This window comes from Bradyrhizobium sp. LjRoot220 (assembly GCF_964252915.1).
In the GTDB taxonomy this organism is placed as follows: Bacteria; Pseudomonadota; Alphaproteobacteria; order Rhizobiales; family Xanthobacteraceae; genus Bradyrhizobium.
The window spans coordinates 384938-409943 of the sequence record NZ_CAXUPS020000006.1; the positions used below are offsets into that span (position 1 = coordinate 384938).

Genomic DNA, 25006 nt, shown 5'->3' on the forward strand with positions numbered 1-25006 from the left:
ATTTCGTTTGGTGCAAACACTTCAGTATCCGAGATACAGAGCGATCCTACGCCGATGGCGTGGTCGTGCAAATCCGCAATCCCGACCTTGAAATCTATTGCCCCGCCGCTTCCGCGCCGCGCGTGCGCGGATCGGGCGCGCCGAGCAGGCCGCTTGGCGTAACCGCGATCGAATTGGCCGAGGTCTGGCCAAGCGGCACGATGACGTGATGCCCCCTGGCCTTCAGCGCGTCGAGCGTCTCCTGCGGAAAGCCGCGTTCCGCCCGCACTTCATCGGGCATCCACTGATGATGCACGCGTGGCGCCGCCACCGCGGCGGCGACATCCATCTTGTAATCAAGCGCGTTCACGACAACCTGCAGCACCGCCGAGATGATGCGGCTGCCGCCCGGCGTTCCCGTCACCAGCACCGGCCTGCCGTCCTTCAGCACGATGGTCGGCGACATCGAGGACAACGGCCGCTTGCCGGGGCCAGGCAGATTGGCCTCGAATCCCACCAGCCCGAAGGCGTTGGAAGCGCCGGGTGCGGCGGTGAAATCGTCGAGCTCGTTGTTGAGCAGTACGCCGGTGCCGTCGGCGACCAGCCCGACGCCATAGGGGAAATTCAGCGTGTAAGTATTGCTGACGGCGTTGCCGCGGGCATCGACCACCGAATAATGCGTGGTGTTGCTGCCTTCGCGTTGTGGCGCAATCTTCACCACATCGGCCGACGGCGTTGCGCGGTCGGGATCGATGCTGGCGCGTTGCCGCGCGGCGTAATCCTTGGCGAGCAGGACCTGCATCGGCGCGTTGACGAAATCCGGATCGCCGAGATAGCGGGCGCGGTCGGCATATGCGCGCTTCATCGCCTCGATCATGACATGCAGCGAGGGGGCTGAGCCCTGCTTCATGTCGGAGATCGGAAAGCCTTCGAGGATGTTCAGCGTTTCCAGCAACACGGTGCCGCCGGACGACGGCAGCGGCATCGAGACGATGTCGTAGCCGCGATAATTGCCGCGCACCGGCGCACGGATCAGCGCCTGGTACGATTTCAGATCGTCCGGCGTCATGATACCGCCGGCGTCGCTGACCGCCTTCGCCAGTTTCGCGGCGACCGGTCCGTCATAGAAGCCGCGCGGGCCCTGCTCGGCGATTGCGGTCAGCGTGGCGGCGAGATCAGCCTGGATCAGCCGGTCGCCGTCACGCAAAGGCGAGCCGTCCGCTTGCGAGAAAGACTTGGCGGAATTCGGCCAGCGCGCCATCCGGCGGTACATATCGGACAGCGTGTCGGCCATGTCGTCGGCGACAATAAAACCGTCGCGCGCCAGATCAATTGACGGTTTGATGATCTGTGCCAGGGTGAATTTGCCGGAGCCGTACTTTTCCAGCGCCAGCGCCAGGCCCGCCACGCTGCCGGGCACGCCGATGCCGAGCGCGGAATTGCGCGATTTGTCGGTGTCGGGCTTGCCGTCGGCGCCGAGATACATGTCGCGCGTGGCAGCCGATGGCGCGGTCTCGCGATAATCGATCGCGATATCCTCGTTGCGCTCGGCGGAATGAATCACCATGAAGCCGCCGCCGCCGATATTCCCGGCACGCGGATAGGTCACGGCCAGCGCAAAGCCGGTTGCGACCGCGGCATCGATTGCATTGCCGCCCTGCCGCAGGATGTCGGCGCCAACGCGGGCTGCGAGTTTTTCCTGCGCCACCACCATGCCGTGTTGGGCGGACACGGCACGGACCGTGGAAAGGTCCGGCGGCGTATAGAGGCGGCGCTCCTGCGCGATGCCCGTTGCGCTGTATACGACGACAAGCGCAGCGGCCACGAATGCCTTGCGCCAACTATTCGAGCAGAAAGTCATCCAAATCCGCCGCAGTTAGAGCCGTGTGTGACGCCTGGCAACCGCACAAGCATGATCGTCGCATGCTATATGGGTTCGGATTCGACGGGCAAAACGCCTTATTGTGATCGATCAAGGAAATTCCTGGCTATGACGGCGATGACACCTGCGGCGGCTGGCGCTGATATCCCGAAGAAATATCCACCTCGCGCCGCTGTCGTCAGCTGGATCTTCTTCGATTGGGCGGCCCAGCCCTATTTCACGCTGATCACGACCTTCGTGTTTGCGCCGTATTTCGCAGGCTTCGTCGCGCCGAATCCGGCGACCGGGCAGGCGCTGTGGGGATTTGCCACCGCGGCCGCCGGGCTGATGATTGCGCTGATGTCGCCGATATTGGGTGCGATTGCCGACGCCAGCGGTCGCCGCAAGCCGTGGATCGCGGGATTTGGCCTGCTCCTGGTAATCGGCTCGAGCCTGATGTGGTTCGGCAAGCCCGGCGATCCCAGCATCATCCCGACGCTGCTGCTTTGTTATGCGATCGCGAGCGTCGGCGTCGAGTTCGCCACCGTCTTCAACAACGCGATGATGCCCACCTTGGTGCCGCCGGACAGGATCGGACGGCTGTCCGGCACCGGCTGGGCCACCGGCTATGTCGGCGGCATCCTCAGCCTGATCCTGGTGCTCGGTTTTCTTGCCGCCAACCCGCAGACCGGACGCACGTTGTTCGGCTTCATGCCGCTGTTCGGCCTCGATCCGGTGACGCATGCGGGCGACCGCATCACCGGGCCGCTAACGGCGCTCTGGTTCATCCTGTTCGCGCTGCCGATGTTCTTGCTGACGCCGGATTATCCGGCAAAACTTCCGGTGCGCGCGGCGTTGCGCGAAGGCTTGACCGAGCTCAAGCAAACGCTCAGCGAGTTGCCGAAGCGCAAATCGCTGGCGACATTTTTGCTCGCCAACATGATCTATACCGATGGCCTGGTGTCGCTGTTTGCCTTCGGTGGCATCTATGCGGCCGGCACCTTCGGCTGGCACACGATCCAGATCGGCACCTTCGGTATTGTCGCGGCGATCGCCGGCGTGTTCGGGGCGTGGCTCGGCGGCAAGCTCGACGACCGGCTGGGGCCGAAGCGCGTGATCGCGACCAGCCTGCTGGTGCTGCTGCTGGCGCTCGCCGCCATCCTGCTGGTCGACAAGGATTCGATCCTGTTTGTGAAGGTCGACCCGCCGGTGCCTGGCGGGCCGCTGTTCTCGGGCGCCGCCGAGCGCGCCTATCTCATCCTCGGATGCCTGATCGGCGGCGCCGGCGGTCCGCTGCAGGCGGCGTCGCGCACGCTCCTCATTCGTCTCGCGCCGCAAGATCGCATCGCGCAATGCTTTGGGCTGTTCGCGCTGACCGGAAAGGTCACCTCGTTCGTCGGCCCGCTCTTGATCGGGATCGTCACGGCCGTGACCGCAAGCCAGAAGGCCGGTATGGCGCTGCTGGTGGTGTTTTTCGTCGCGGGACTGGCGCTGTTGTGGCGGGTGAGGGAGTCGCCCGTCTCCCTCAACACGTCGTCCCGGCCTTGAGCTCAGACGCGCAATTGCGCATCGGGGGACCCATAGCCACAGCTGTTTTTGCTTGCGAAGTATCAACTCCGACCGCTCAAAATCGAGAGGCCGCGGTGTATGGGCCCCGGCTCAAGGCCGGGGCGACAGCGACTAATGCCGGAAATGCCGCACGCCGGTGAACACCATGGCGATGCCGTGATCGTCGGCGGCCTTGATCACTTCGTCGTCGCGCATCGAGCCGCCAGGCTGGATCACCGCGGTAGCACCGGCTTCGATACAGGCCAGCATGCCATCGGCGAACGGGAAGAACGCATCTGACGCCACCACGGAGCCCTTGGTCAGCGGCTCGGCGAGCTTCATTTCCGCGGCGGCATCCAGCGCCTTGCGCGCAGCGATGCGCGCCGAATCCACCCGGCTCATCTGCCCCGCGCCGATGCCGACGGTGGCGAGATCCTTTGCGTAGATAATCGTGTTCGACTTGACGTGCTTGGCGACGCGGAAGGCGAATTTGAGATCGCGCAGTTCGGCGTCCGACGGCGCGCGCCTGGTCGCGACCTTCAGCGCCATGTCCTCGATCACGGCGTTGTCGCGGCTTTGCACCAACAGGCCGCCGGCGACCGTTTTGGCGGTAAGGCCTGGCTTGCGCGGATCGGGCAGTCGGCCGACCAGCAATAGCCGCAGATTCTTCTTTGCGGCGACGACAGCAATGGCTTCTTCGGTAGCGTCGGGTGCGATGATGACCTCGGTGAAGATTTCGGTGATCGCGCGTGCAGCTTCGGCGTCGAGCGTGCGGTTGACCGCGACGATGCCGCCGAAGGCGGAGGTGGAATCGCAGGCCAGCGCCTTCTTGTAAGCACCGAGCAGGTCGGCGCCTTCGGCGACGCCGCAGGGATTGGCGTGCTTGACGATGACGCAGGCCGCGGTACGCTTCGGGTCGAACTCGGCCACGCATTCAAAGGCCGCATCGGTATCGTTGATGTTGTTGTACGACAGCTCCTTGCCCTGGAGCTGGCGCAAGGTCGATACGCCGGGGCGCTTGTCGGGCGTCGCATAGAACGCTGCGGTCTGGTGCGGGTTCTCGCCGTAGCGCAGCGACTGAATCAGCCGGCCGCCGAAGGCGCGGAAATCCGGCGCGTCGTCATTCAGTTGAAGCGCAAACCAGTTCGAGATCGCGGCGTCGTAGGCGGCGGTGCGGGCATAGGCTTTTGCGGCGAGGCGGCGGCGTAACTTCAATGTGGTCGCGCCGTTGTTGGCGGCGAGTTCATCGAGCACGGCCTGATAATCGGAGGCTTCGACCACGACGGCGACGTCGTCATGATTCTTCGCCGCGGCGCGGATCATCGCGGGGCCGCCGATGTCGATGTTCTCGATGCAGTCCTCGTATCCGGCGCCCTTGTCGACGGTCGCCTCGAACGGATAGAGGTTGACCACCAGCAGATCGATCGGCGCGATGCCGTGCGCCTTCATCGCATCAGTGTGTTCCTTGTTGTCGCGGATCGCGAGCAGGCCGCCATGCACCTTCGGATGCAGCGTCTTTACCCGGCCGTCCATCATCTCGGGAAATCCCGTGAGCTCGGAAACGTCGCTGACCTTCAATCCCGCGGCCGCGATCGCTTTTGCCGTGCCGCCGGTGGAGACGAGGTCGACGCCGTGGCCGGCCAGCGCGCGGGCGAATTCAATCAGGCCCGTTTTGTCGGAAACGGACAACAGGGCGCGGGTTACACGGCGCGGATGGTCGGTCATGGTAGGTTTCCTGGCTGGTAAGCCAGCCCGGTAGCATGGTTTTGCCGGTCATGAAACCGCGACCGAAGCCGGGATTCGGGAAATTGCAGGGGATACTGGCATGCCAATAATCCTGCCTGCTTCCTCGTCATTGCGAGCGCAGCGAAGCAATCCATACTTCCTTTGCGGCTCCGTGGATTGCTTCGCGGCGCTCGCAATGACGGTGGTAGATACCCCTACAACGGTAATTCCGGCTCGCGTCTGGCGTTGCGCCTTGCGTTGGTGGCCGCCGCCGAGGTCGAGGACCGCACAAAGCTCCAGCGGATCGAGGTGGCTTGCCGCGAATCCTGCCGGATCACGATCTGGGCGGTGCGGCGGGGGCCGTCATTGCCGGCCAGGAACACGCTGTCCTCGAGGTCGACCTTGTCGTCGAGCGCCTCGAAGGTCCAGACGTCGCGGTTGGGCAGCACCAGCATGACGCCGCGGGCGTCGGAAAGCCGGCTTGCTTTCACCGACGGATGCAAGTGAAACCGCAACGCAAAATCGGTGCCGCTGCCCTTGATGCGCGAGCCGGGTGCCGGCGACAGCGTGTCCTCGCCGTCGAGCCGTGCGCCGTCGGGCGCCATCATCAGGACGCGGCGGTGCACGACGCCAAATCGCGGCAGATAGCCGTCATGCGACGTGGTCAGGAGGTCGCCGTTCTCCACCGCTTCGCGATAGCTCTCCACATTGACCGGGCCGCTGGTCACCGGCGCGCCCTGCAACAGCCGCTTCATCGCCGAGAGTTCGACGAACTGGCACGACGACGTCTCGTGATAGGTCAGCGTCGAATGCGCCGCGGTGCTGCGCGCAAAGGCCCGCCAATTGTCGCGGCCGGTCGAGGGCATCCCGCAATTGATGACGATCCGGCTCGGCCCGGAGGATAATTCGAACGCCAGGCAGCCGGCATGCGCGTCCTGGCTGATATTCGGCGGCGGCGGCGGCCCGGTGTCCATGATCACCGTTGTGGTGCCGGCGTCGAGGCGCTGGAAGCCGGTATGCGGCATGTGCGCCATCGGCACGCCATGGGTGTCGTCATAGGCCAGCAGCGTCGCCACCAGGTCGGATGGCGCGTTGCTCATGCCGTTGAACAGCGCAAAGCTGCCGTCGCCATGGCGGAAGAAGCGCAGCATCGGCATCATGCGGTCGATCGCGTTGAGCAGCGCCGGCGGCGGCGCGATGTTGCGCGCGGCAAAGGTCTGGCGCAGCGGCAGCATGTCGCTAAGCAATTCGACCAGCGCGCCGGGGTTGCGCGAGATGTGCCCGCCGTCGGGCAGGATCTGCCGCGCCAGTTCGTCGGACAGCCGCCGGCTGGCGGAGCGGATATGTTTGGCCTGGTTGGCGAGGCACAGCGAGGCGTAGCAAAGCGCGATCAGGACCTGCACCCGCGGCACGCCGTCGGCGATGTCGAGCATGGTGTAGCGCAGATAGCGGATCTCGCGGGCCAGCCCGCGCAGATATTTGCGATAGAACTTGCCGTCGGTGTCGCCGAGCACCAGCGGCGCCTGCGACAACAGCGAGATGACGCGGCGCGCCAGCACGTCGGCGCGGCGCTCGAGCGGCCGCCGGCGGCCCGGATTCGAAATCCAGTCGTCGACCAGCGAGCGGGCGTTGGCGCGGGTCAGCGCGGTATCGGCGGCGCGCAGATGGCGCAGCCAGCCGAAGCCGAGCAGCGCCACTTCCCAATCTTCCGACGGCGGTTCGAGATCGAAGATCGAGCGGCCGTGGCAGGTCACGATCTTGCCGGCGAACACGAAGCGGCCGGCATAGATTTCGGCGGCGCGGGTGGCGTCGGCGGTGCGCAAATCGTGCGGCGCGATGATCAGGCGGTCGGCGCGGCCCGGCCACAGCCGCGACAGCCCCACGGTACTGCCGCTCGCACGCGCCATCACGCTCCGCGCAAAGCGGCTCGCGACCAGCGTCGTAATACGTCTGCGTTGAGCGACCGACACGCCTGACCTTGATGGGAGGAGATCTTGTGGCGAATCCTTTTAATCCGGAAACGCGCCCAAGACACCATCTTGAAAGCGCGCGAATCAGGCGCGGGTTGAGAAATTCCGGTGCAAAATCAGGATTTAACCAGCCGCGCGGCGTAAAATCCGTCCAGTCCGCCTAGCCGCGGGTCGTCGTGGGGCAGATGGCAGGGCAGGGTGCGCAAATCGCCATCGGCGGTGATGATCTCGGCCAGGCCCGCGACTTCGCCGGCGTCCACCGGCGCGCGGCGCACGCCTGATTCGGTCGCCAGCAGCGCCGCGACGGCCTGCTCGCCCTCTTCCGGTTCCAGCGAACAGGTGCAATAGACCAGCGTCCCGCCCGGCTTGAGCAACGCGACAGCCTTTTTCAGCAACCGGATCTGCAGCGCCGACAGCGCGGCGATGTCGGCTTCCTGGCGCAGCCAGGCCACGTCGGGATGACGGCGGATGGTGCCGGTCGACGTGCAGGGCGCGTCCACCAGCACGCCGTCGAAGGTGCCGTCGCCGCCGGGCCATTCGGCGCCATCGGCCACAACCTCAGTGGCCTGCAACGATAGCCGCGAAAGATTGTCGCGCAACCGCGCCATCCGCGGCGCCGAACGATCGACCGCGGTGACGCGCGCGCCGGCGTGCGCAAGCTGCGCGGTCTTGCCGCCGGGCGCGGCGCAGAGATCGACGATGGCCTTATCCTTGATGTCGCCGAACAGCCGCGCCGGCAGCGCGGCGGCGGCGTCCTGTACCCACCATTGCCCCTCGGTGAAGCCGGGCAGCATCGTCACGGAACCCTGCAACAGCGTGCGCACGGTCCCTGTCGCGAGGGTTTCGCCGTGCAGGCGCGTCGCCCATTGCGGCGCGTCCGACTTCACGGTGATGTCGAGCGAGGGTTCATGGCCGATCGCGAGCGCCATCTGCCGCGCCGTGGTTTCACCGTAGGCTGCGGCCCAGCGCGCCGACAGCCACGCCGGAATGTCCAGCGTCTGCGCCTTGACCTCATCGATCAGCGGCTGGCCTTCGCGCGCGCAACGGCGCAGCACGGCATTGACGAGGCCGGCATATTTCGCGGCGCGTCGGTCGGATTGCACCAGCCGCACCGACAGGTCGACGGCGGCATGATCGGGCACGTCCATCCAGAGGATTTGCGCAGCGCCGATCAGAAGCGCGCTTTGCGCGCGCGGCGCGTCGGTTGGAACGCCGCGATCGAGCAGGCGCGACAGCAAATGACCGAGCGTGCCGAGCCGCCGCAGGATCGTGGCGACCAGCCGGCGCATCAGCGCGCGATCGCGATCGGCGAGCGATTTCAATCCGGGATGGGCGCCGGCGCCGTCGAGTTGCTCGTCGAGGGTGCGGTGCTTGTGCAGCACGCCGTCGAGAATGTCGGCCGCGATGCGCCGCGCCGCGAGACCGGGAACTTCGGCAGGAACTGCAAATCTTGAAGGTGGCATGGCGAAGGAATGTCTCGGAAGGTGCTGAACAGGGTTTCGGCGCATGCCATTGAAGCCAAGAACTTGGAAGCGAAGAACTTGGAAATGAAAAACTCGTTTGGCATGCGAATATGCCAAATGTAAGAATCGCACGGTCGATTTCAGGACTGGATTTCACGATTGTGATGCCAGCGCTGCGTTCATCCCTGTGCTACGAGATCGGCCGCAGGAAAGTTTTGCCGGAAGTTTGTCATGACCGACGATCCCTCATCACCGTCCGCACCACGCAAGCCGTTGACACCGGCCGCCCAACGCGCGCTCGCCGAGGCCGAGGAACGCCGTAAAGCGGCAGAGGCCAACGCGACGCCGGCACAGAAGGAGCTTCAGGGTCCGAAAGGCCCGGAGCCGACCCGGTACGGCGACTGGGAGCGCAAAGGGATTGCTTCAGATTTCTGAGGCCTAATGGCCCCGGAAGGCCGACTCAGCTCAGATTTGGGAATATGTCCCCATACGAGAGAATAAATACTTACAGGGCGCGCCGTGGGCGTGCTCCGAGGAGCCTTTGGCGGCGCTGGTTCTCTGCCGCGTTACCATGGGTATTCGTGATCGGAGTTGCTGCGGGGACGATGCTGCCGGTGCGGCAGTGGGTACACTGGCCGTTTCCGCGTACGGCTGACAGCCAGGCGGCACGCGACGCCGAGACGATCTTGAAGCGCGCTGGAAATCGCGACGTGCGTCATCCCGTCGATGTAATCCGCACCGTCGACGGCGACACGTTCGAGGCGCGGGTGCATCTGGAGCCCGGCCTCGATCTGAACACGCGGGTCCGCCTGCGCGGCATCGATGCGCCGGAGTTGAAGGCGTCCTGTCCGCAGGAATTGCAGATGGCCGAAAAGGCGAGCGACGCGCTGCGCGGCTTGCTCGGCGAAGGCGCGGTCACGATCTCAAATATCGGGCCGGACAAATATAGCGGCCGGGTCGTGGCTGACGTGGCGACCAAAAAGACCGCCAGCGTTTCGACCGCGCTGATCGCGGCCGGCCATGCGCGCAGTTATGGCGGCGGCCACCGCAATAGCTGGTGCGCGGACGCTGCCAAGTAAAAAGAGCCGCGCGGTTGCGCGGCTCTTTTTATCCTGCTTGTCATTCCGGGGCGCGAAGCGAACCCGGAATCTCGAGATTCCCCGATGTGCAATTGCACATCTGAGGTTCGATGCTACGCATCGCCCCGGAATGACGGAGACTGAAATCAGCGCGTGACCGTCACTTGCGTGCCGACCGAAACCCGCTGGTACAAATCAGTGATATCGGCGTTGAGCATGCGGATGCAGCCATACGAGACAAAACCGCCGACCGAGCCCGGCGCGTTGGTGCCGTGGATGGCGTATTCGCCGCCGGCCAGCGTCATTGCCGCGACGCCCATCGGGTTGCTCGGCGAGCCGCCGGGAATGACGTTGGGCATGTTCGGCCGGTCGCGCTTCACCTCGGCAGGCGGTGACCAGGCCGGGTTTTGATACTTGCCGTCGATGCGGGTGGTGCCGGCCCATTGCTTGCCGGCGCGGCCGACGCCGACCGGATAGCGCATGGCGCGGCCCTGTTCGAGAATGAGATAAAGCCGGCGCTCGTTGGTCTTCACCACGATGGTACCCGGCGTGTAATCGCCGCGGACCCCGACCATTTCCGGCCGCGCCTCGGCCGCCGACGACATCAAAACGCCCACCCCGATGGTGGCGGCCAGAGCCACCGCAATCCTCATCGACATCAATTTCTCCCGCCCGCTCGCCCCGTCAGGGGCTCCTCAAATACTTACGCAAACCTCCCAGGGAAAAACCAAGGGAAATGCCGGTTTGCCGTCTCGCCCACGTATTTTTAACCGCGTGTCTTAACCGGATCGTTTCCAGCCCGGCCGTCAGACCCGTTTCGAAGGGAGCACCAAAGGAAATGTTCGAAACAAAGTAAATGACTTGAAAACAACACTCGTCAGGAAACGCCCCCGGCGAGCGGCCGCCGCTCTGACGCTTGGGTGAGGCCGCCAAGGTCCGGGCGGCGGGGAAGTGCCCAAAGGCGCGACAACAGGCTGCCCGACGGTATCGGCCCCCGAACATGACGAAAAATTAAACCGGATAGCCCGAACGCGACGCCGTGACGACGCGGCTACTGACTGTTGGCCCATTCTGGGGTGCAGGAGTTCGTTTCATGCGCGCATTCGCCGAGATTGTTTTGCTGCGCCGAGGCGTTCGCGCCGGTGGCGGTCGCCTCGCAGCGATGCTGGCCGCATTGCTGCTGAGCCTGTTCGCGTTTTCGGCAAGCGCCGTGGCGCAACCCTCCAACGACATCAGGGAGGCCGTTCGCGACGAACCGGTGCAGGCAGAAGTCCGCACCGTGTTGTCGCAGTATGGACGTTTCGTGCAGCACGCTCGCTTTGGCGAGGTGTGGGTGCCGACGGTCACGCCGCAAGGTTGGCATCCCTATCCGCCCTGCCAATGGGTGAAGACAAGGCAGTACGGCTGGTACTACGACGACAAGACGCCGTGGGGCCAGATCGTGCATCATTATGGCCGCTGGTTCTGGGATCAGCAGATCGGTTGGGCCTGGGATCCCGGTTCGGAATTCAGTCCCGGATGGGTGGTGTGGCGGTCGAGCCCCGAATGGACGGGCTGGGCGCCGATGCCGCCGGACCAGGCTTTGCAGACCATTTCGTCCGATCAGTTCGACAACAGCGATCAGTGGATTTTCGTCGAGACCGCGAAGTTCAACGCGGGTTGCAACGCGGCGCAGACCGCTCCGGTCGAACGCATTCCGGTGCTGCTGCGCCAGACCAAATGGATCACCGCGGTGGAATTCGTCGACGGCATCGTCGTCATCGTGCTGCCGCCTTATCTGATCGGGCCGTTCGTCCATGTGCATATCGGCTTCGAGCCATGGCCGGCCTGGTTCATGGTCCAGATGATGAAGAACTCCAATTTCGTGTGGCAAAAGACGTTGAACAATGTCGCGCAGGTCTGCGCGCCCTCGAACGCGAAGTGAGGGAGCGATCATCATGACCATTGCCCGGAAAATCTCGATCGACACCAGAACGATGCTCACGGCGATATTCGCCGCAGGGCTAGCCGCCCTCGTGTTCTCCGCATCGACGCCATCAGCGTTCGCGCAAGGGCCTGCGCAGAACTCTGCCCAAGAATCTGCTCAAGACTCTGCCAACGTCGTGCCGCAGCAAAGCATTGCGAAGGTGCAGGACGATGTTCGCGGCGTGCTCACGCCATACGGCCGCTTCGTCCAGCACGCCAAATACGGAGAGGTGTGGATTCCCACAGTGACGCCGCAGGGATGGCGTCCGTATCCGCCCTGCAACTGGGTCAACACCCGCAAATATGGCTGGTATTACGACGACAAGACGCCGTGGGGCGCGATCGTGCATCACTATGGACGCTGGGTGTCGGACGCCCAGATGGGATGGATATGGACGCCAGGTGCGGAGTTCAGCCCGGGTTGGGTGGTCTGGCGGACGTCGCCGGAATGGGTCGGCTGGGCGCCGAAGCTGCCGGACCAAGACGTGCAGACGGTTTCCGCCGCCGACTTCAACAGCGCCGCCCACTGGACATTTGTCGAGACGCAGAAGTTTGCGCAAGGCTGCAACGGCGCGGCGCCGCCGCAGCAGATTCCGGTGCTGCTGACGCAGACGACCTACGTCACCGACATCCGGCTTGTGTATGGCATCACGGTCATCGTGTTGCCGGGATACGTGGTCGGCCCGTGGATCGACATCGACATCTTCTTCTCGCCGTGGCCGGCCTGGTTTCTGGCGCAGAATTTGATCGATTGGAATTTCATCTGGAACAACCTCGCCGTCATGCCCGCGATGGCCCCGGACTGCCCGCAAGCAGGCCCAAAGCAGGGCGGCGCACCGAAGCCGCTGCCGGTCCACAACCCGGTGTCGCCGTTGCTGCCGCGTCCTGACAAGCCGGTCGACCATGCTCCGCCTGTGGTCGTTGTGGTCCCACCGCCGCCGATATGCCCGCGCGGCACGGTCATGGATCATGGCGTATGCCGGTTGCCGGACTTCTGCCGCCCGGGAATGGTGCGGGTTGGTAATCTGTGCGTCTTTCCGACGAGACCCGATCCGCTGCCGAAGCCGCCGGTGATCGACAATCCCTGCGCCCATCTCAGCGGCATCGAGCTGCGGCGCTGCCTCCACGTCCACCGGCCCCACGGCGCGGGCGGCAAACCGCCGGTGTTGGGTCCGGTTACGGGTACCGGCGACGGCCGGCCGGCGGGCCATCAAACGCCACCGACCGGTGGTCAGCCCGGACACAACCCCAATGTGCGGATCAAGGAGCCGGTGCAGCTGCCGAACCGTCTGCCGCCGACCACTTCAGCGCCGATGCGACCGCACCCCAATCCGGCGGTCATGGCACCAAGCGGTGGCCTCAACAAGACGACCGTCGGCGCTGCGCCGCGGGTGTCGAACATCACCGCGCCCCGCCCGCTGCCGGTCACCGTGCCGGAGAAGAAGATATTCACAAGGTGAGGGTCGCAGAGGAAACAGAAGGGCTCCGGATAGACCGGAGCCCTTCTTATTGACCGCAGCATGAAAGCCTCCCCACAGACGTTATCCTGAGGAGCGAGCGAAGCGAGCCTCGAAGGATGGCCACGGGCCGTCTATCCTTCGAGGCGCGCAAGCCAGCGGCGCAGTTGCGCCGCCGAGCGCACCTACGGGTGAACGCAATTGCGTTCATCCCGGGGATGACGGAGATAGGCGAGTTGGCGCTTCAGCCCAACTCGCCACGCCCTACGCCCCCGCGCCCTTCTTGTTCTGCCGGTTATGCACGAGATCGACGACCACGGCGGGATCGGCCAGTGTCGAGGTATCGCCGAGGCTCGACGGTTCGTCTTCGGCGATCTTGCGCAGGATGCGGCGCATGATCTTGCCGGAGCGGGTCTTGGGCAGGCCCGGCGCGAACTGGATCAGATCCGGCGAGGCGATCGGGCCGATTTCCTTGCGCACCCACGCCACCAGTTCCTTGCGCAGCGCTTCGGTCGGCTCCTTGCCGTTCATCAGCGTCACGTAGGCGTAGATGCCCTGGCCCTTGATGTCGTGGGGATAGCCGACCACGGCGGCTTCCGAGACCGCCTCATGCGCCACCAGCGAGCTTTCGACCTCGGCGGTGCCCATGCGATGGCCGGATACGTTGATGACGTCGTCGACGCGGCCGGTGATCCAGTAATAGCCGTCGGCGTCGCGGCGGCAGCCGTCGCCGGTGAAGTACTTGTTCTTGTAGGTCGAGAAATAGGTCTGCTCGAACCGGGCGTGGTCGCCATAGACCGTGCGCATCATGCCCGGCCAGGATTTGGCGATGCAGAGATTGCCCGAGGTCTCGCCCTCCAGCACCTTGCCGTCGGCATCGACGATCTCGGGCACCACGCCGAAGAACGGCCGCGTCGCCGAGCCCGGCTTGAGTTTGGTCGCGCCCGGCAGCGGCGTGATCAGGATGCCGCCGGTCTCGGTCTGCCACCAGGTATCGACGATCGGGCAGCGCTCGTCGCCGACCACGCGGTAATACCACTCCCAGGCTTCCGGATTGATCGGTTCGCCGACCGAGCCGAGCAAACGCAAACTCTTGCGCGAGGTCTTCTTCACCGGCTCGTCGCCGCCCTGCATCAGCGCCCGGATCGCGGTCGGCGCGGTGTAGAAGATGTTGACCTTGTGCTTGTCGATGACGTTCCAGAACCGCGAATTGTCCGGATAGTTCGGCACGCCCTCGAACATCAGCGTGGTGGCGCCGTTGGCCAGCGGCCCATAGAGGATGTAGCTGTGGCCGGTGACCCAGCCGACGTCGGCGGTGCACCAGTAAATGTCGCCGTCGTGATAGTCGAACACGTATTGATGCGTCATCGACGCGAAGACGAGATAGCCGCCCGAGGTGTGCAGCACGCCCTTGGGCTGGCCGGTGGAGCCGGACGTATAGAGGATGAACAGCGGATCTTCCGCGTGCATCGGTTCGCACGGGCATTCCGTCGTCACCATCGCGGCGGCTTCGTGATACCAGAAGTCGCGCGTCGGGTTCATCTCGACCGCGCCGCCGGTGCGCTTGACCACGACGACCCAGTCGACGCCGCCGCTCTTGGCAATCGCGGCATCGACATTGGCCTTCAGCGGCACCTTCTTGCCGCCGCGCAGGCCCTCGTCGGCGGTAATGACGATCTTGGACTGGCAATCGGTGATGCGCTGGGCGAGGCTGTCAGGCGAGAAACCGCCGAACACCACCGAATGAATGGCGCCGATCCGCGCGCAGGCCAGCATCGCATAGGCGGCTTCCGGGATCATCGGCAGGTAGATGGTGACGCGGTCGCCCTTCCCGACATTCCTGGTGCGCAGGATGTTGGCCATCTTGCAGACTTCGTCGTGCAGCTGGCGGTAGGTGATGTGCTTGGACTCGTTGGGATCGTCGCCTTCCCAGATGATCGCGGTCTGGTCGCCGCGCGTGGCCAGATGCCGGTCGATGCAGTTCCAGGCGACGTTCAGGACGCCGTCCTCGAACCATTTGATCGAAATGTTACCGGGGGCGAAGGAGGCGTTCTCGACCTTGTGGAACGGTTTGATCCAGCCGATCCGCTTGCCCTGTTCCGCCCAGAAGGCGTTGGCGTCGGCGACCGAGCTCGCATACATCTCGCGGTACTTGGCATCGTCGACGAAAGCGCGCTTGGCCCAATCCGCCGACACGTCGTAAATCTTCTCGGACATCTTCCCCTCCACTGATTGCGGGCCCTACCCGTAAGCGGCCGCAAGCCGTCTTGATTGCTAAGATGATTAGGCGTCGCAGGGGGTCCGGACAAGGCGGAACCATCTGCGACCTTGGTCGGTTCCCGCGCCTCCGCCCGCCTTCGCCCGCCTCGGACCGGCCCGTCCAGCCATCACTTTCGCGTTTTGACCCGACCGAAAATCAACGTTATCGCGCGAATGGCTCCCATGACCGGTATCTAATAACCGACAACGGTGGAATCCGGACTCGCAAAGGGGTTCGTTACCCCCTAAATGGCCCTTCCGGGGCGACTGGCCCCGCCGGAACCAAGCCACAACAAGCGGCATTACCGGACAGAACAGGCGGAGCAGGACAACGACGGCCATGATGGATCAGGTGAATTTCGAGGCTACGCGGCCCGGTTCCGCTGATCCTGCCGTCGCATTGGCGGAAGCGCTTGGCCAATTGCCCAAGGTGCCGCTCAAGGCGCCCGCCAAAATCGTTTCCCCAAAGCACAAGCTTTTGCTCAAGACGCTTGAGCCGAGGATTACGGTTGAATCGCTGGCGCAGGAACTCGGCCTCAAGCTCGGCGACCAGAACGAATTGACCATCCGTCGCATCAAGCGCGGCAAGACCTATTCATTTGTTCGTGCCAACGGCACGGCGGTCCGTCACGCCGGCACGATTCGTCGCCTGAATTCGATGGCGGTGCCGCCGGCCTATCAGCAAGTGCGTTATTCGCCCGATCCGACCTCGCATCTGCAGGCCGTCGGCGTCGATGCCGCCGGCCGGCTGCAATACCGCTACCACGCCGATTGGGAAAAGGTCCGCGAGCACCGCAAGGCCCATCGCCTGGCGCGCCTGGTTGCGGCATTGCCAAAAATCCGGCGTAACGTCTCGATGCATCTGTCCGGCGATGCGCCGACGCGCGAGTTCGCGCTCTCGGCTGTCATCGAGCTGATCGCGCGCACCGCGATCCGGCCCGGCAACGAATCCTACGCGCGGCTGAACGGCACCCGCGGCGCCACCACGCTGCTGAAGTCCAACGTCACCCTGGAAGACGACACTCTGGTCCTGACCTTCAAGGCCAAGGGCGGCAAAGCCGTGCGCAAGGAATGCGACGCGGCCAAGCTGGTCCGCGCGATCGGCATCCTGCGCGGCGTGCCGGGCAAGCGCATGTTCCAGTACCGCGACAATTCCGGCACCGTTCGCACCGTCTCGACCACGACGGTGAATGGGTTCCTGCGCGAGATCGCCGGCATCAAGATTTCGCTGAAGGATTTTCGTACCCTGATGGCGTCGGCCGTGGTGCTGGAGTCGCTGTCGCGGATTTCTCCGGCGGCCAGCGCCCGCGGCCGCAAGAAACAGGTGCTGGAGGCGGTTCGGGCCGCCGCCGACGAACTGTCGAACACGCCGGCGATCTGCCGCAAGAGCTACGTCCACGACACCATCGTCACCGCCTTCGAGGACGGCATCCTCGAGCGTTTTGCCGCGACGATGAAGGGCTACCGCTCGCAGTCGAAGCGCGAAGCGCTGCTGGCGCAAGTGGTGACGGCGGCGGCTGCCGCGTAATAGTCCCTCATGCTGAGGAGGCGCTCTTGCGCCGTCTCGAACCATGAGGCCACCGACGGTGCCTGCGGCCATCCTTCGAGACGCGGCCAAGGGGCCGCTCCCTCGGTAAGCGCAAAGCGCTTATCCGGGGATGAGGACTGTTGATTACTGACGGCCCATCTTGGAAGCTATCTTCCGTTCATCCGCGCCGACGGCCTGAGCGTCACGCGCACTTTCGCCGGTCGCATGCGCGTTCGACAGAAACACAATATTCCTTCCGCCGCGCTTGGCGTCGTAGAGCGCGTCGTCAGCCCATTTGGCGACCATCTCCGGGGCGGCGCCTTCATGCGCGAACGCGACGCCGAGGCTGATCGTCACCACGCTGGAAGAATCGCTCGCGGAATGGATTCCGGGATTGACGATGCCGAGCTCTTCCACCGTGCTGCGGATGCGCTGCGCGATGGTCCAGGCCAGGTCGGGTGTGGCATGCGCGAGCACGACGAGGAATTCCTCGCCGCCATAGCGGAACACCGCATCTACGCCCAACCGGACCGATTCCTCGATGGTATCCGCCACCCGCCTGATGCACGCGTCGCCGGCGGCGTGGCCTGCGGTATCGTTCAAGTGCTTGAACAGGTCGATATCGGCCATGATGAAGGCGATACTGGCTTTCGGAACGGTCGGATCGCGCCAGAGCCGGTCGATCAGGTCGGTCGCCGAACGGCGGTTGCCAAGCCCGGTGAGCGGGTCGCGCGTCGCCAGCATTTCCAACTGACGGTTGGCGCGCCTCAGCGCGTCGCTGCGATACTCGTTGCGCAAGGCTAGCAGAAACGCCTTTTTGCCAAGGATCGACTGGGTTTTCCGCGCGATCGTCGCCGCATAGATTCCCATCGCGTAAAACACCGACGTCCCGACAGCTTCCTTGAGTTCGATCGCGGGATTGAAAATCTCAAAGCCGAAGAAGATCACGGTGGAGCAGACCATCAGGGCCAGCGACCATGCATACTCGATATTGAAAACCACGATCGCGATCGTGGTTACGTACATGATGCAGATCAGGAAGCGCTCATAGTTGCTGCCGCCGGCCGCGATGGCGAGGACGCCGTAAGCGATCATGACGCTGCTCATCAGCAGCACGATCGTCAGGCCTTCGATGCCGGCGCTGCGAGGCTTGCGCCACACCAGATAGGCACAGCCGTGCATCGCCGGAACCAGCAGCCCGCTGATAAGGATGGTGAGCAGCAGGAAGTCGGGCGCAAGAAGGTAGCTGATCGGCACGAAGGCCATGCTGATCAGCGCCACCCAGATCATCCAGGCGCGCGCAATCTTGCTGCGCTGGGGCCACTCTTTGTGGCGAAACGCGCGAACCATCTCGGGCGAAAAATGGATGTCGCGGGTGCGCTGTGACAGCAGTCGCTCGGTCTCGGCTTCGAGCGCCGGCGTCACGACCACGTCCGCCGCGTCGACCGACGTCGCGTTCAGGCTGCTGGCACCCGATCTCAAGGCGTAGTTCTCCCGTCCCTTTGCTTGCCGCACGGCCCGGAGTAAGCGCCCCAAATGCTAAATTTCTCCTGCAAAAGGGCGCGGGGAGTAATACGGGGACGGGGGCGATTACGGTATTATATTACTCCAAATCGAGGGTTCCCTTTCTTTGCATGGGGTTGTTTTCGCAATTTTGTGACGGACCCGCGGGTTCCGTCCGAACGCGCCGGCGCCGCGAGGCGCTACAACCCGCCCATCTTGCAGACCATCTTCCATTCGTCCGGGGTGACCGGCTGGACCGATAGGCGCGAATATTTCACCAGCGCCATCGCGGCCAGCTTCTTGTCGGCCTTGATCGCCGCCATCGTCACCGGGGTCTTCAAGGGCTTGTCGGCCTTGATGTCGACGCAGACGAACTTTTCCGTCTTGTCGGTCGGATCGGGATAGGCCTCCTTGATGACCTCCGCGATGCCGACGATCTCCTTGCCCTCGTTGGAGTGATAGAAGAACGCGCGGTCGCCCTTCTTCATCGCCACGAGATTCTGCCGCGCGGTGAAATTGCGCACGCCGGTCCAGGCTTCGCCCTTGGCGCCTTTCGCAACCTGCATATCCCACGACCACACCGAGGGCTCGGACTTCACCAGCCAGTACGCCATCGCTACTCCTCCGCCTTGAACGGCCGCGTCAGCAGGCCTTCGATCGCCGCGTCGATCGTCACCTTGCCGGCCAGGATCGCCGCGACCGCATTTGATACCGGCATATCGACATTTTGCGAAGCCGCCAGTTCGGTCAGCACCGGCGCGGTGAATGCGCCTTCGGCAAGCTTGTCGCGCGCCGGTTGCTCGCCGCGCCCGAGCGCGATGCCGAGCGCGAAATTGCGCGATTGCGGGCTTGAGCAGCTCAGGATCAGATCGCCCAGGCCGGAAAGCCCGGCCAGCGTTTCGGCGCGCGCGCCGCAGGCGCGGCCGAGCCGCGCCAACTCGCTGAAGCCGCGCGTGGTCAAGGCGGCCAACGCCGAGGCGCCGAGCTTGCGCCCCTCCACGATGCCGGCCGCGATCGCCAGCACGTTCTTCGCCGCGCCGCCGATCTCGACGCCGCGAATGTCCGTGGTGTGGTAGGGCCGGAAGGTCGAGGAGCCGAGTGCCTGCACCAGCGCGCTTGCCAGCGCTTCGTCCTTGGCCGCCAGCGTCACCGCGGTCGGCAGCCCGCGCGCCACGTCGTCGGCAAAGCTCGGCCCGGACAGGATCGCCGGTATCGCATCGGGCGCGGCCTCGGCGATCACTTCCGTCATGAATTTATGCGTGCCGCGCTCGATGCCCTTGGCTGCGGCGATAACCGGCGTTGCCTTCTTCAGGTGCGGAGCCAGCGCGGTCGCTGCCTCGCGCAAATTCTGCGCGGGCGTAGCGATCAGGATAATGCGGGCGCCGGCCGCGGCCGCGATCCGGTTGGTGATTTCGATGCGCTGGTCGAGGCGCATGCCCGGCAGCCGCGGATTGGCATGCGCCATCTTCATTTGCGCGGCGTTTTCGGCGTTGCGTGCATAGAGGGTCACATCGCGGCCCGCGCGCGCGGCGACGGCCGCCAGCGCCGTGCCCCAGGCGCCCGCGCCGATCACCGCGACGGTGTTTTCAGACGACATCTTCTAAAATCCCGCCCTGGTGTTGGCGTAGCCCGCGGGCGCCGCGGCGTTGGCGTCGAGCAGCCAGCGCGCGCGGGGCGGCGCATCCATGGTATCGGTCAGCCCGAGCGCCATTCGCTCGGCGCCGGCCCATGCGATCATCGCGCCGTTATCGGTGCAGAGCGCCGGCGGCGGAATGATCAGCGTGGTCTGCGCCTTCGCCGCCACATCCTGCAAGGCGTCGCGGATCGCGTGGTTGGCGGCGACGCCGCCGGCCGCGACCAGCGCGCGGGGCGGCCCGAATTGCTCGTAGAATAACCGAAGACCGACGCTCAATCGGTCGGCGGTGGATTCCAGCACCGCGGCCTGGAAGCTGGCGCAGAGATCGCTGACGTCCTGCGGCTCCAGCGGCGCCATCCGGCTGGCCTCGTTGCGCACCGCGGTCTTCAGTCCCGACAGCGAGAAATTCGCATCCGGCCGCCCCAGCATCGGGCGCGGAAATGCAAACCGCTTTGGATCGCCGCCGGCGGCCGCGCGCTCGACCTCAGGTCCGCCGGGATAGGGCAATGACAACATCTTTGCGACCTTGTCGAACGCCTCGCCCATGGCGTCGTCGACGGTGGTGCCGAGCCGGACATATTTGCCGACGCCGACCACCGCAACGATCTGGGTGTGGCCGCCCGAGGCCAGAAACAGGCAATAGGGAAACGCCAGCGCGCAAGTCAGCCGCGGCGTCAGCGCATGGGCCTCGAGATGGTTGACCGCGATCAGCGGCGTATCGTGCACCATCGCAATTGCCTTGGCCGTGGTGAGGCCGACGATCACCCCGCCGATCAGGCCCGGACCCGCGGCGGCCGCGACCGCGGACAATTGGGCGAAGCCGATGCCGGCTTGCTTCATCGCGCCATCGACGATGCCGTCGAGCAGGTCGACATGGGCGCGCGCCGCGATCTCCGGAACTACGCCGCCGAAACGGGCGTGCTCGTCGGTCTGCGAGCGCACAATGTTGGACAATATCCTGCCGCTGCCGTCGCTCGCCCGCTCGATCACCGCGGCCGCGGTTTCGTCGCAGGTGGTCTCGATACCCAGCACCAGCATCGGCGTGTCGTTATCCAATTTGATCCCTTGCGCGACCGGTCAAAACAACGCTTCCGTAACCCGGTAGCATTACGAGGTCTCTGGGTGCAATCGCCGGTTAAGGCCGAGCCATTTTGCGCCAAGACATTTTTGGAGATCTGAGGCATGGCCGTACTCGTCACGCGCCCGCATCCGGACGACGAGGCGACTGCTGCCGCCCTTCGCGCCAGGGGTTTTGAGGTGCTTCGGGCGCCGATGCTGCGGTTCGAGGCGGTCCCGTTCCATGACGATGCCGATGCCCGTTACGGTGCCATCATCGTCACGTCAGCCAATGCGCTACGCGCTATCGCGCCTCATCTTGCCGGCAGCCGGTTGTTGCAACTGCCGCTGTTCGCGGTCGGCGAACACACCGCCTCCGCCGCCCGTGACGCAGGCTTTGGCGAGGTCATTGCGGCCAGAGGTGACGCCGGTGCCTTGCGCGGTCTGGTGCTGGGAGCTGTGAAATCGAAGCAGCTGAAGAAGGCTAGCACGCTGCTCTATCTGGCCGGTGCCGATCTGGCGCGCGATCTCGCCGGCGAATTGGGCGAGAAGGGTTTTACCGTCGTGACGCACACCACCTACCGGATGATCCCGGCGTCCATCCTGCCGCGGGAGGTATGCGACGCTTTCGTGGCGAACCGGATCGAGGCGGTGTTGCATTACTCACGCCGCAGCGCGCGCGCCTTTCTGGACGCGGCGCGGTCGGGCGGCGTCGAAATATCGGCGCTGGCGCTGCCCCAATGCTGCATTTCCGCTACCGTTGCAGCGGTACTCCGCGATGCCGGCGCGACGCAGGTGACTTCGGCCGCTCAGCCTGATGAAAATGCCTTGTTCGAGGCGTTGAGCCGTGCTTTGCGGACCCGATTGGCCTAAGTGGGCCCGATTCTGATAGGTTCAGGGCAACTCACCGTTAAGGGAACCGCTGCGATGGTCGACGACAAGCCCGAAAATCAGGGATCACTGCCCGAATCGGAGCGGCCCAGGCGCGAGCCGCCGACGATCGACCTCGAGGCCAGCGAAGTGACCAGCGAAACCAAAGCAAGCGATGCCGCGCCGCCCGAACCTTCGCCCGAGTCTGCGGCGTCCGATGCCGCGGCGCCTGAAGCTGCGAGCGAGCCGGCCGCAGCGGAGCCTGTGTCGCAACCGATGCCGGCACCCGCGCCGGTATCTCCCTGGATCGTTGCGCCCGTCTCCGGCGCGGTGGCGGCCGCGCTTGTGATCGGCGTCGGCTGGATGCTGGGTTGGCCCGCGGTCCAGCCGGCGGCCGCGCCTCCCGCCGCGCAACTCAACGCCGCCGCGATCGACGGTCTCACCGGCCGCGTCGCCGGCCTCGAAGCCAAACTCGGCAAGCCCGCCGTGCCCGATCCCGCTTCCCTGGCGCGGATGGATACGCTGGAAAAATCGCTCGCCGCGCTGCGTGGCGAGCTTGCAACCGCGCGCACCCAGAACGAAAAACTTGCTTCCGCCGTCAATGAGGTGAAATCAGCCCCGCGCGCTGACGGCACGCCGGCCCCTGATCTCTCCGGGATCAACGAACAGATCGCGAAGCTTGAGAATGCCGTGCGGGCACAGGCCGCGGAGTTCGCGCAGCAAGTCAGCAAGACTGCCGACGCCAAGCCGGCCGACGCAAAACCTGCCGACGATCTGCCGCTGCGCCGGGTGGTGGCGGCAGCTCTGCTCGATGTCCTCGTTCGAACCGGCGATCCCTATCCGGCGGCGCTGACCACGGCGAAGTCGCTGGCGCCCAACGCCGACGCCCTGAAGCCGCTCGAGCCATTCGCGGCAACCGGCGTGCCGAACCCCGGCAAATTGTCGAGCGAATTGCTGACGCTGGTGCCGAAATTGTCGCCGGCGGTGCCCCAGGACAACGCCACGACCGGCATGGGCATCGTCGAGCGGCTGCAGGCGGGCGCCGCCAAGCTGGTCCGCATCGAACGCGCCGACGCCACCGGCAATGATCGCGGTGCCGTGGTGGCGCGCGCGACCGCGGCGGCGCTGCGCAACGATGTCAATGAAGCGCGGCGCGAATTGAAAGCGCTGACGCCGGCCGATCGCGCGGCGGCGCAAGCCTGGCTCGACAAGGCCGATGCGCGCGATGCGGCGCTGTCGGCTTCCCGTCAGTTCGCAGCTGACGCCATGAACGTGTTGGCCAAACCGGCGCAGTAGGGAATTCGATGGTCCGGATCATTCTGTTTCTGCTGTTGATCGCGCTCGGTGCAGCGGGCGCGGCCTGGGTTGCCGAGCAGACCGGCGAGGTCGTGCTGTCGTCGGGCAATCTGAAGGTCGCGACCACGCTGCCGGTATTCGTGCTGGGACTCGGTATTGTCGTGGTCGCCGCCATGATGATCTGGGCGATCCTGCGCGGTCTGTGGCGCACGCCGGCGCGGCTTCGCAAGAACAGGCGCGAGAAGCGCCAGGCCCGCGGCCGGCACGCCATTACGCAGGGATTGCTGGCCATCGGTCACGGCGATTCGACCAGCGCCCGCGCGCATGCCGAAGTGGCGCGGCGCCATGCGGCGCAGGATCCGCTGGCGCTGTTGCTACACGCGCAATCGGCGCAGCTCGATGGCGATCGCGAAGGCGCGCAGCGCGCCTTCCGCGCCATGGCCGAGCGTGAAGATACGCGGCTGCTCGGCCTGCGCGGCCTGTTCATCGAGGCGCAGCGCGCCGACGATCCCGTTGCGGCCGTGATGGTCGCCGAGGAAGCGCTGAAACTTTCGCCGTCATCGTCATGGGCGTCGCATGCCGTGCTCGGATTCTGCTGCGCCAAGGGCGACTGGAACGGCGCACTCAGCATTCTCGACAACAACCAATCCTCCGGGCTGATCGACAAGGCGACCTATCGCCGTCACCGCGGCGTGCTGCTAACGGCGCGCGCGCTCGAACTGGAGAAGGTCGATCGCGACCTCGCGCGCGAGAGCGCGATGGAAGCGGTCAAGCTGGCGCCGACGCTGGTGCCGGCCGCGGTGCTCGCGAGTAAATTCGAAAGCGAGGCGCATCAGGTGCGGCGTTCGATGCGCCTGGTCGAAACCGCATGGCTGGCGCAGCCGCATCCTGACCTCGCCGATGCCTATGCCCATGTGAAGCTCGGCGATTCCGCGCGCCAGCGGCTGGTGCGGGTCGAAACGCTGGCAGCGAAAGTGCCCGGTCACATCGAGGGTGCGCTGGCGATCGCGCGCGCTGGGATCGACGCCTCCGAATTTGCCAAGGCGCGCGACGCGCTGGCGCCGTTCGTCGCCGCACCGACGCAGCGGGTGGCGCTATTGATGGCGGAGATCGAGCGCACCGAACATGGCGACAGCGGCCGCGCACGGGCGTGGACCCTTCGCGCGGTGCGCGCGCTGCATGATCCGGCCTGGACCGCGGATGGCTATGTCAGCGACCGCTGGCGGCCGGTCTCGCCGGTCACGGGCCGGCTTGACGCCTTCCAGTGGCAGACGCCGGTCGCGGCCTTGCCGTCCGACAAGGGCCCTGCCATCGAATCCTCGCCGTTTGAAGAGGCGATGTTGGCGACGCCGCGCCGGGCCGTCGTGCTCGAACCGCCGACCCCAGTTCTGGTCGAAAGCAAGCCAGCGGAACCGCCCGCTCGTGCCGCGCCTGAGCCTGCTGCCCCGCCCGAACCTGCAGCCGCAGCCGCCCAGGACAACGCGCCGCCGCCTCCGGCCGTCGAGCCGGAACCGGCCCCCGCTGCGGAGCCAGCGCCGCCAGCCCAACAACCCGCGCCGGCCGTTGCCGCGCCGCTGTTCCGCGCCCGCCAGGACATTCCAAAGGCGGTTCCGGCGCCGATCCCGGCCGTGATTCCCATTGTCCGGGCGCCGGATGACCCGGGAACCGACGATGACGGCCCTCCGGACGAATTCGCCCAGCGAATCGCTCCCAAGGCCCAGGCCGGCGGCTGGCGGGGATTTTTGTCACGCTGGGGCGGGGAGTAGGTTCGGGGGGCCGCGTTTTTCTTGCCAAGCCGGGCGCTGCCCGAT

At 65.4% G+C, this 25006-nt stretch carries 19 protein-coding genes; 9 read left to right on the plus strand and 10 right to left on the minus strand.

Going from position 1 to position 25006, the window contains the following annotated elements; all coding sequences use genetic code 11:
• Positions 1-94: 94 nt before the first annotated feature.
• The gene (gene ggt / locus ACSQ84_RS25185; protein WP_436214408.1) at positions 95-1840 is read right to left on the minus strand and encodes a gamma-glutamyltransferase; all 1746 of its coding nucleotides are present in this window, start codon (positions 1838-1840) and stop codon (positions 95-97) included.
• A gap of 129 nt (positions 1841-1969) precedes the next feature.
• On the opposite strand from ggt, the gene ACSQ84_RS25190 reads away from it, so the two are divergent.
• Complete coding sequence (locus tag ACSQ84_RS25190) at positions 1970-3388, plus strand: MFS transporter (protein ID WP_436214409.1); 1419 nt, start codon at positions 1970-1972, stop codon at positions 3386-3388.
• A 132-nt stretch (positions 3389-3520) separates the two neighbouring features.
• Here the strand turns inward: ACSQ84_RS25190 and purH are convergent, their stop codons facing one another.
• The 3 genes from purH to ACSQ84_RS25205 all read right to left on the minus strand — a co-directional run bounded on the left by purH (position 3521) and on the right by ACSQ84_RS25205 (position 8546).
• Positions 3521-5113: a bifunctional phosphoribosylaminoimidazolecarboxamide formyltransferase/IMP cyclohydrolase gene (gene purH / locus ACSQ84_RS25195; RefSeq protein ID WP_436214410.1), complete on the minus strand. Its 1593-nt coding sequence runs from the start codon at positions 5111-5113 to the stop codon at positions 3521-3523.
• A gap of 215 nt (positions 5114-5328) precedes the next feature.
• Positions 5329-7083, minus strand: coding sequence for a heparinase II/III family protein (locus ACSQ84_RS25200; RefSeq protein ID WP_436214411.1), 1755 nt, complete (start codon positions 7081-7083; stop codon positions 5329-5331).
• A 116-nt stretch (positions 7084-7199) separates the two neighbouring features.
• Positions 7200-8546: an RsmB/NOP family class I SAM-dependent RNA methyltransferase gene (locus ACSQ84_RS25205; protein WP_436214412.1), complete on the minus strand. Its 1347-nt coding sequence runs from the start codon at positions 8544-8546 to the stop codon at positions 7200-7202.
• A gap of 231 nt (positions 8547-8777) precedes the next feature.
• Between ACSQ84_RS25205 and ACSQ84_RS25210 the strand changes: the two genes are divergently transcribed.
• The gene (locus ACSQ84_RS25210) at positions 8778-8981 is read left to right on the plus strand and encodes a DUF1674 domain-containing protein (protein ID WP_436214413.1); all 204 of its coding nucleotides are present in this window, start codon (positions 8778-8780) and stop codon (positions 8979-8981) included.
• Between the two features lie 44 nt (positions 8982-9025).
• The gene (locus ACSQ84_RS25215) at positions 9026-9625 is read left to right on the plus strand and encodes a thermonuclease family protein (RefSeq protein ID WP_436214414.1); all 600 of its coding nucleotides are present in this window, start codon (positions 9026-9028) and stop codon (positions 9623-9625) included.
• A gap of 146 nt (positions 9626-9771) precedes the next feature.
• Here the strand turns inward: ACSQ84_RS25215 and ACSQ84_RS25220 are convergent, their stop codons facing one another.
• Positions 9772-10284, minus strand: a complete 513-nt coding sequence (locus tag ACSQ84_RS25220) for a L,D-transpeptidase (protein ID WP_436214415.1) — start codon at positions 10282-10284, stop codon at positions 9772-9774.
• 434 nt (positions 10285-10718) lie between these two features.
• Here ACSQ84_RS25220 and ACSQ84_RS25225 point away from each other — a divergent pair, with 434 nt between their 5' ends.
• Positions 10719-11549 (plus strand): DUF6600 domain-containing protein, encoded by an 831-nt coding sequence (locus ACSQ84_RS25225; protein ID WP_436214416.1) that lies wholly within the window; start codon positions 10719-10721, stop codon positions 11547-11549.
• Positions 11550-11562: 13 nt separating this feature from the next.
• Complete coding sequence (locus ACSQ84_RS25230) at positions 11563-13050, plus strand: DUF6600 domain-containing protein (protein WP_436214417.1); 1488 nt, start codon at positions 11563-11565, stop codon at positions 13048-13050.
• A gap of 261 nt (positions 13051-13311) precedes the next feature.
• Here ACSQ84_RS25230 and acs read toward each other — a convergent pair whose 3' ends face one another.
• Positions 13312-15264: an acetate--CoA ligase gene (gene acs, locus ACSQ84_RS25235; RefSeq protein WP_436214418.1), complete on the minus strand. Its 1953-nt coding sequence runs from the start codon at positions 15262-15264 to the stop codon at positions 13312-13314.
• Positions 15265-15646: 382 nt separating this feature from the next.
• On the opposite strand from acs, the gene ACSQ84_RS25240 reads away from it, so the two are divergent.
• Positions 15647-16834 (plus strand): DNA topoisomerase IB, encoded by a 1188-nt coding sequence (locus ACSQ84_RS25240; protein ID WP_436214419.1) that lies wholly within the window; start codon positions 15647-15649, stop codon positions 16832-16834.
• 144 nt (positions 16835-16978) lie between these two features.
• Here ACSQ84_RS25240 and ACSQ84_RS25245 read toward each other — a convergent pair whose 3' ends face one another.
• From ACSQ84_RS25245 to tsaD, 4 genes are all read right to left on the minus strand, one after another.
• On the minus strand, positions 16979-18316 hold the full coding sequence (locus ACSQ84_RS25245) for a GGDEF domain-containing protein (protein WP_436214420.1): 1338 nt from the start codon (positions 18314-18316) through the stop codon (positions 16979-16981).
• Between the two features lie 221 nt (positions 18317-18537).
• A complete protein-coding gene (locus ACSQ84_RS25250; protein ID WP_436214421.1) occupies positions 18538-18951 on the minus strand; it encodes an EVE domain-containing protein in 414 nt (137 codons plus the stop codon).
• 2 nt (positions 18952-18953) lie between these two features.
• Positions 18954-19934: an NAD(P)H-dependent glycerol-3-phosphate dehydrogenase gene (locus tag ACSQ84_RS25255; protein WP_436214422.1), complete on the minus strand. Its 981-nt coding sequence runs from the start codon at positions 19932-19934 to the stop codon at positions 18954-18956.
• Between the two features lie 3 nt (positions 19935-19937).
• A complete protein-coding gene (gene tsaD / locus ACSQ84_RS25260; RefSeq protein ID WP_436214506.1) occupies positions 19938-21011 on the minus strand; it encodes a tRNA (adenosine(37)-N6)-threonylcarbamoyltransferase complex transferase subunit TsaD in 1074 nt (357 codons plus the stop codon).
• Positions 21012-21155: 144 nt separating this feature from the next.
• On the opposite strand from tsaD, the gene ACSQ84_RS25265 reads away from it, so the two are divergent.
• From ACSQ84_RS25265 to ACSQ84_RS25275, 3 genes are read left to right on the plus strand one after another with little or no spacing between them, the layout of a single operon-like run.
• The gene (locus ACSQ84_RS25265; RefSeq protein WP_436214423.1) at positions 21156-21902 is read left to right on the plus strand and encodes a uroporphyrinogen-III synthase; all 747 of its coding nucleotides are present in this window, start codon (positions 21156-21158) and stop codon (positions 21900-21902) included.
• A 54-nt stretch (positions 21903-21956) separates the two neighbouring features.
• A complete protein-coding gene (locus ACSQ84_RS25270; RefSeq protein ID WP_436214424.1) occupies positions 21957-23195 on the plus strand; it encodes a COG4223 family protein in 1239 nt (412 codons plus the stop codon).
• An 8-nt stretch (positions 23196-23203) separates the two neighbouring features.
• Positions 23204-24961: a heme biosynthesis protein HemY gene (locus tag ACSQ84_RS25275; RefSeq protein ID WP_436214425.1), complete on the plus strand. Its 1758-nt coding sequence runs from the start codon at positions 23204-23206 to the stop codon at positions 24959-24961.
• Positions 24962-25006: the final 45 nt, after the last annotated feature.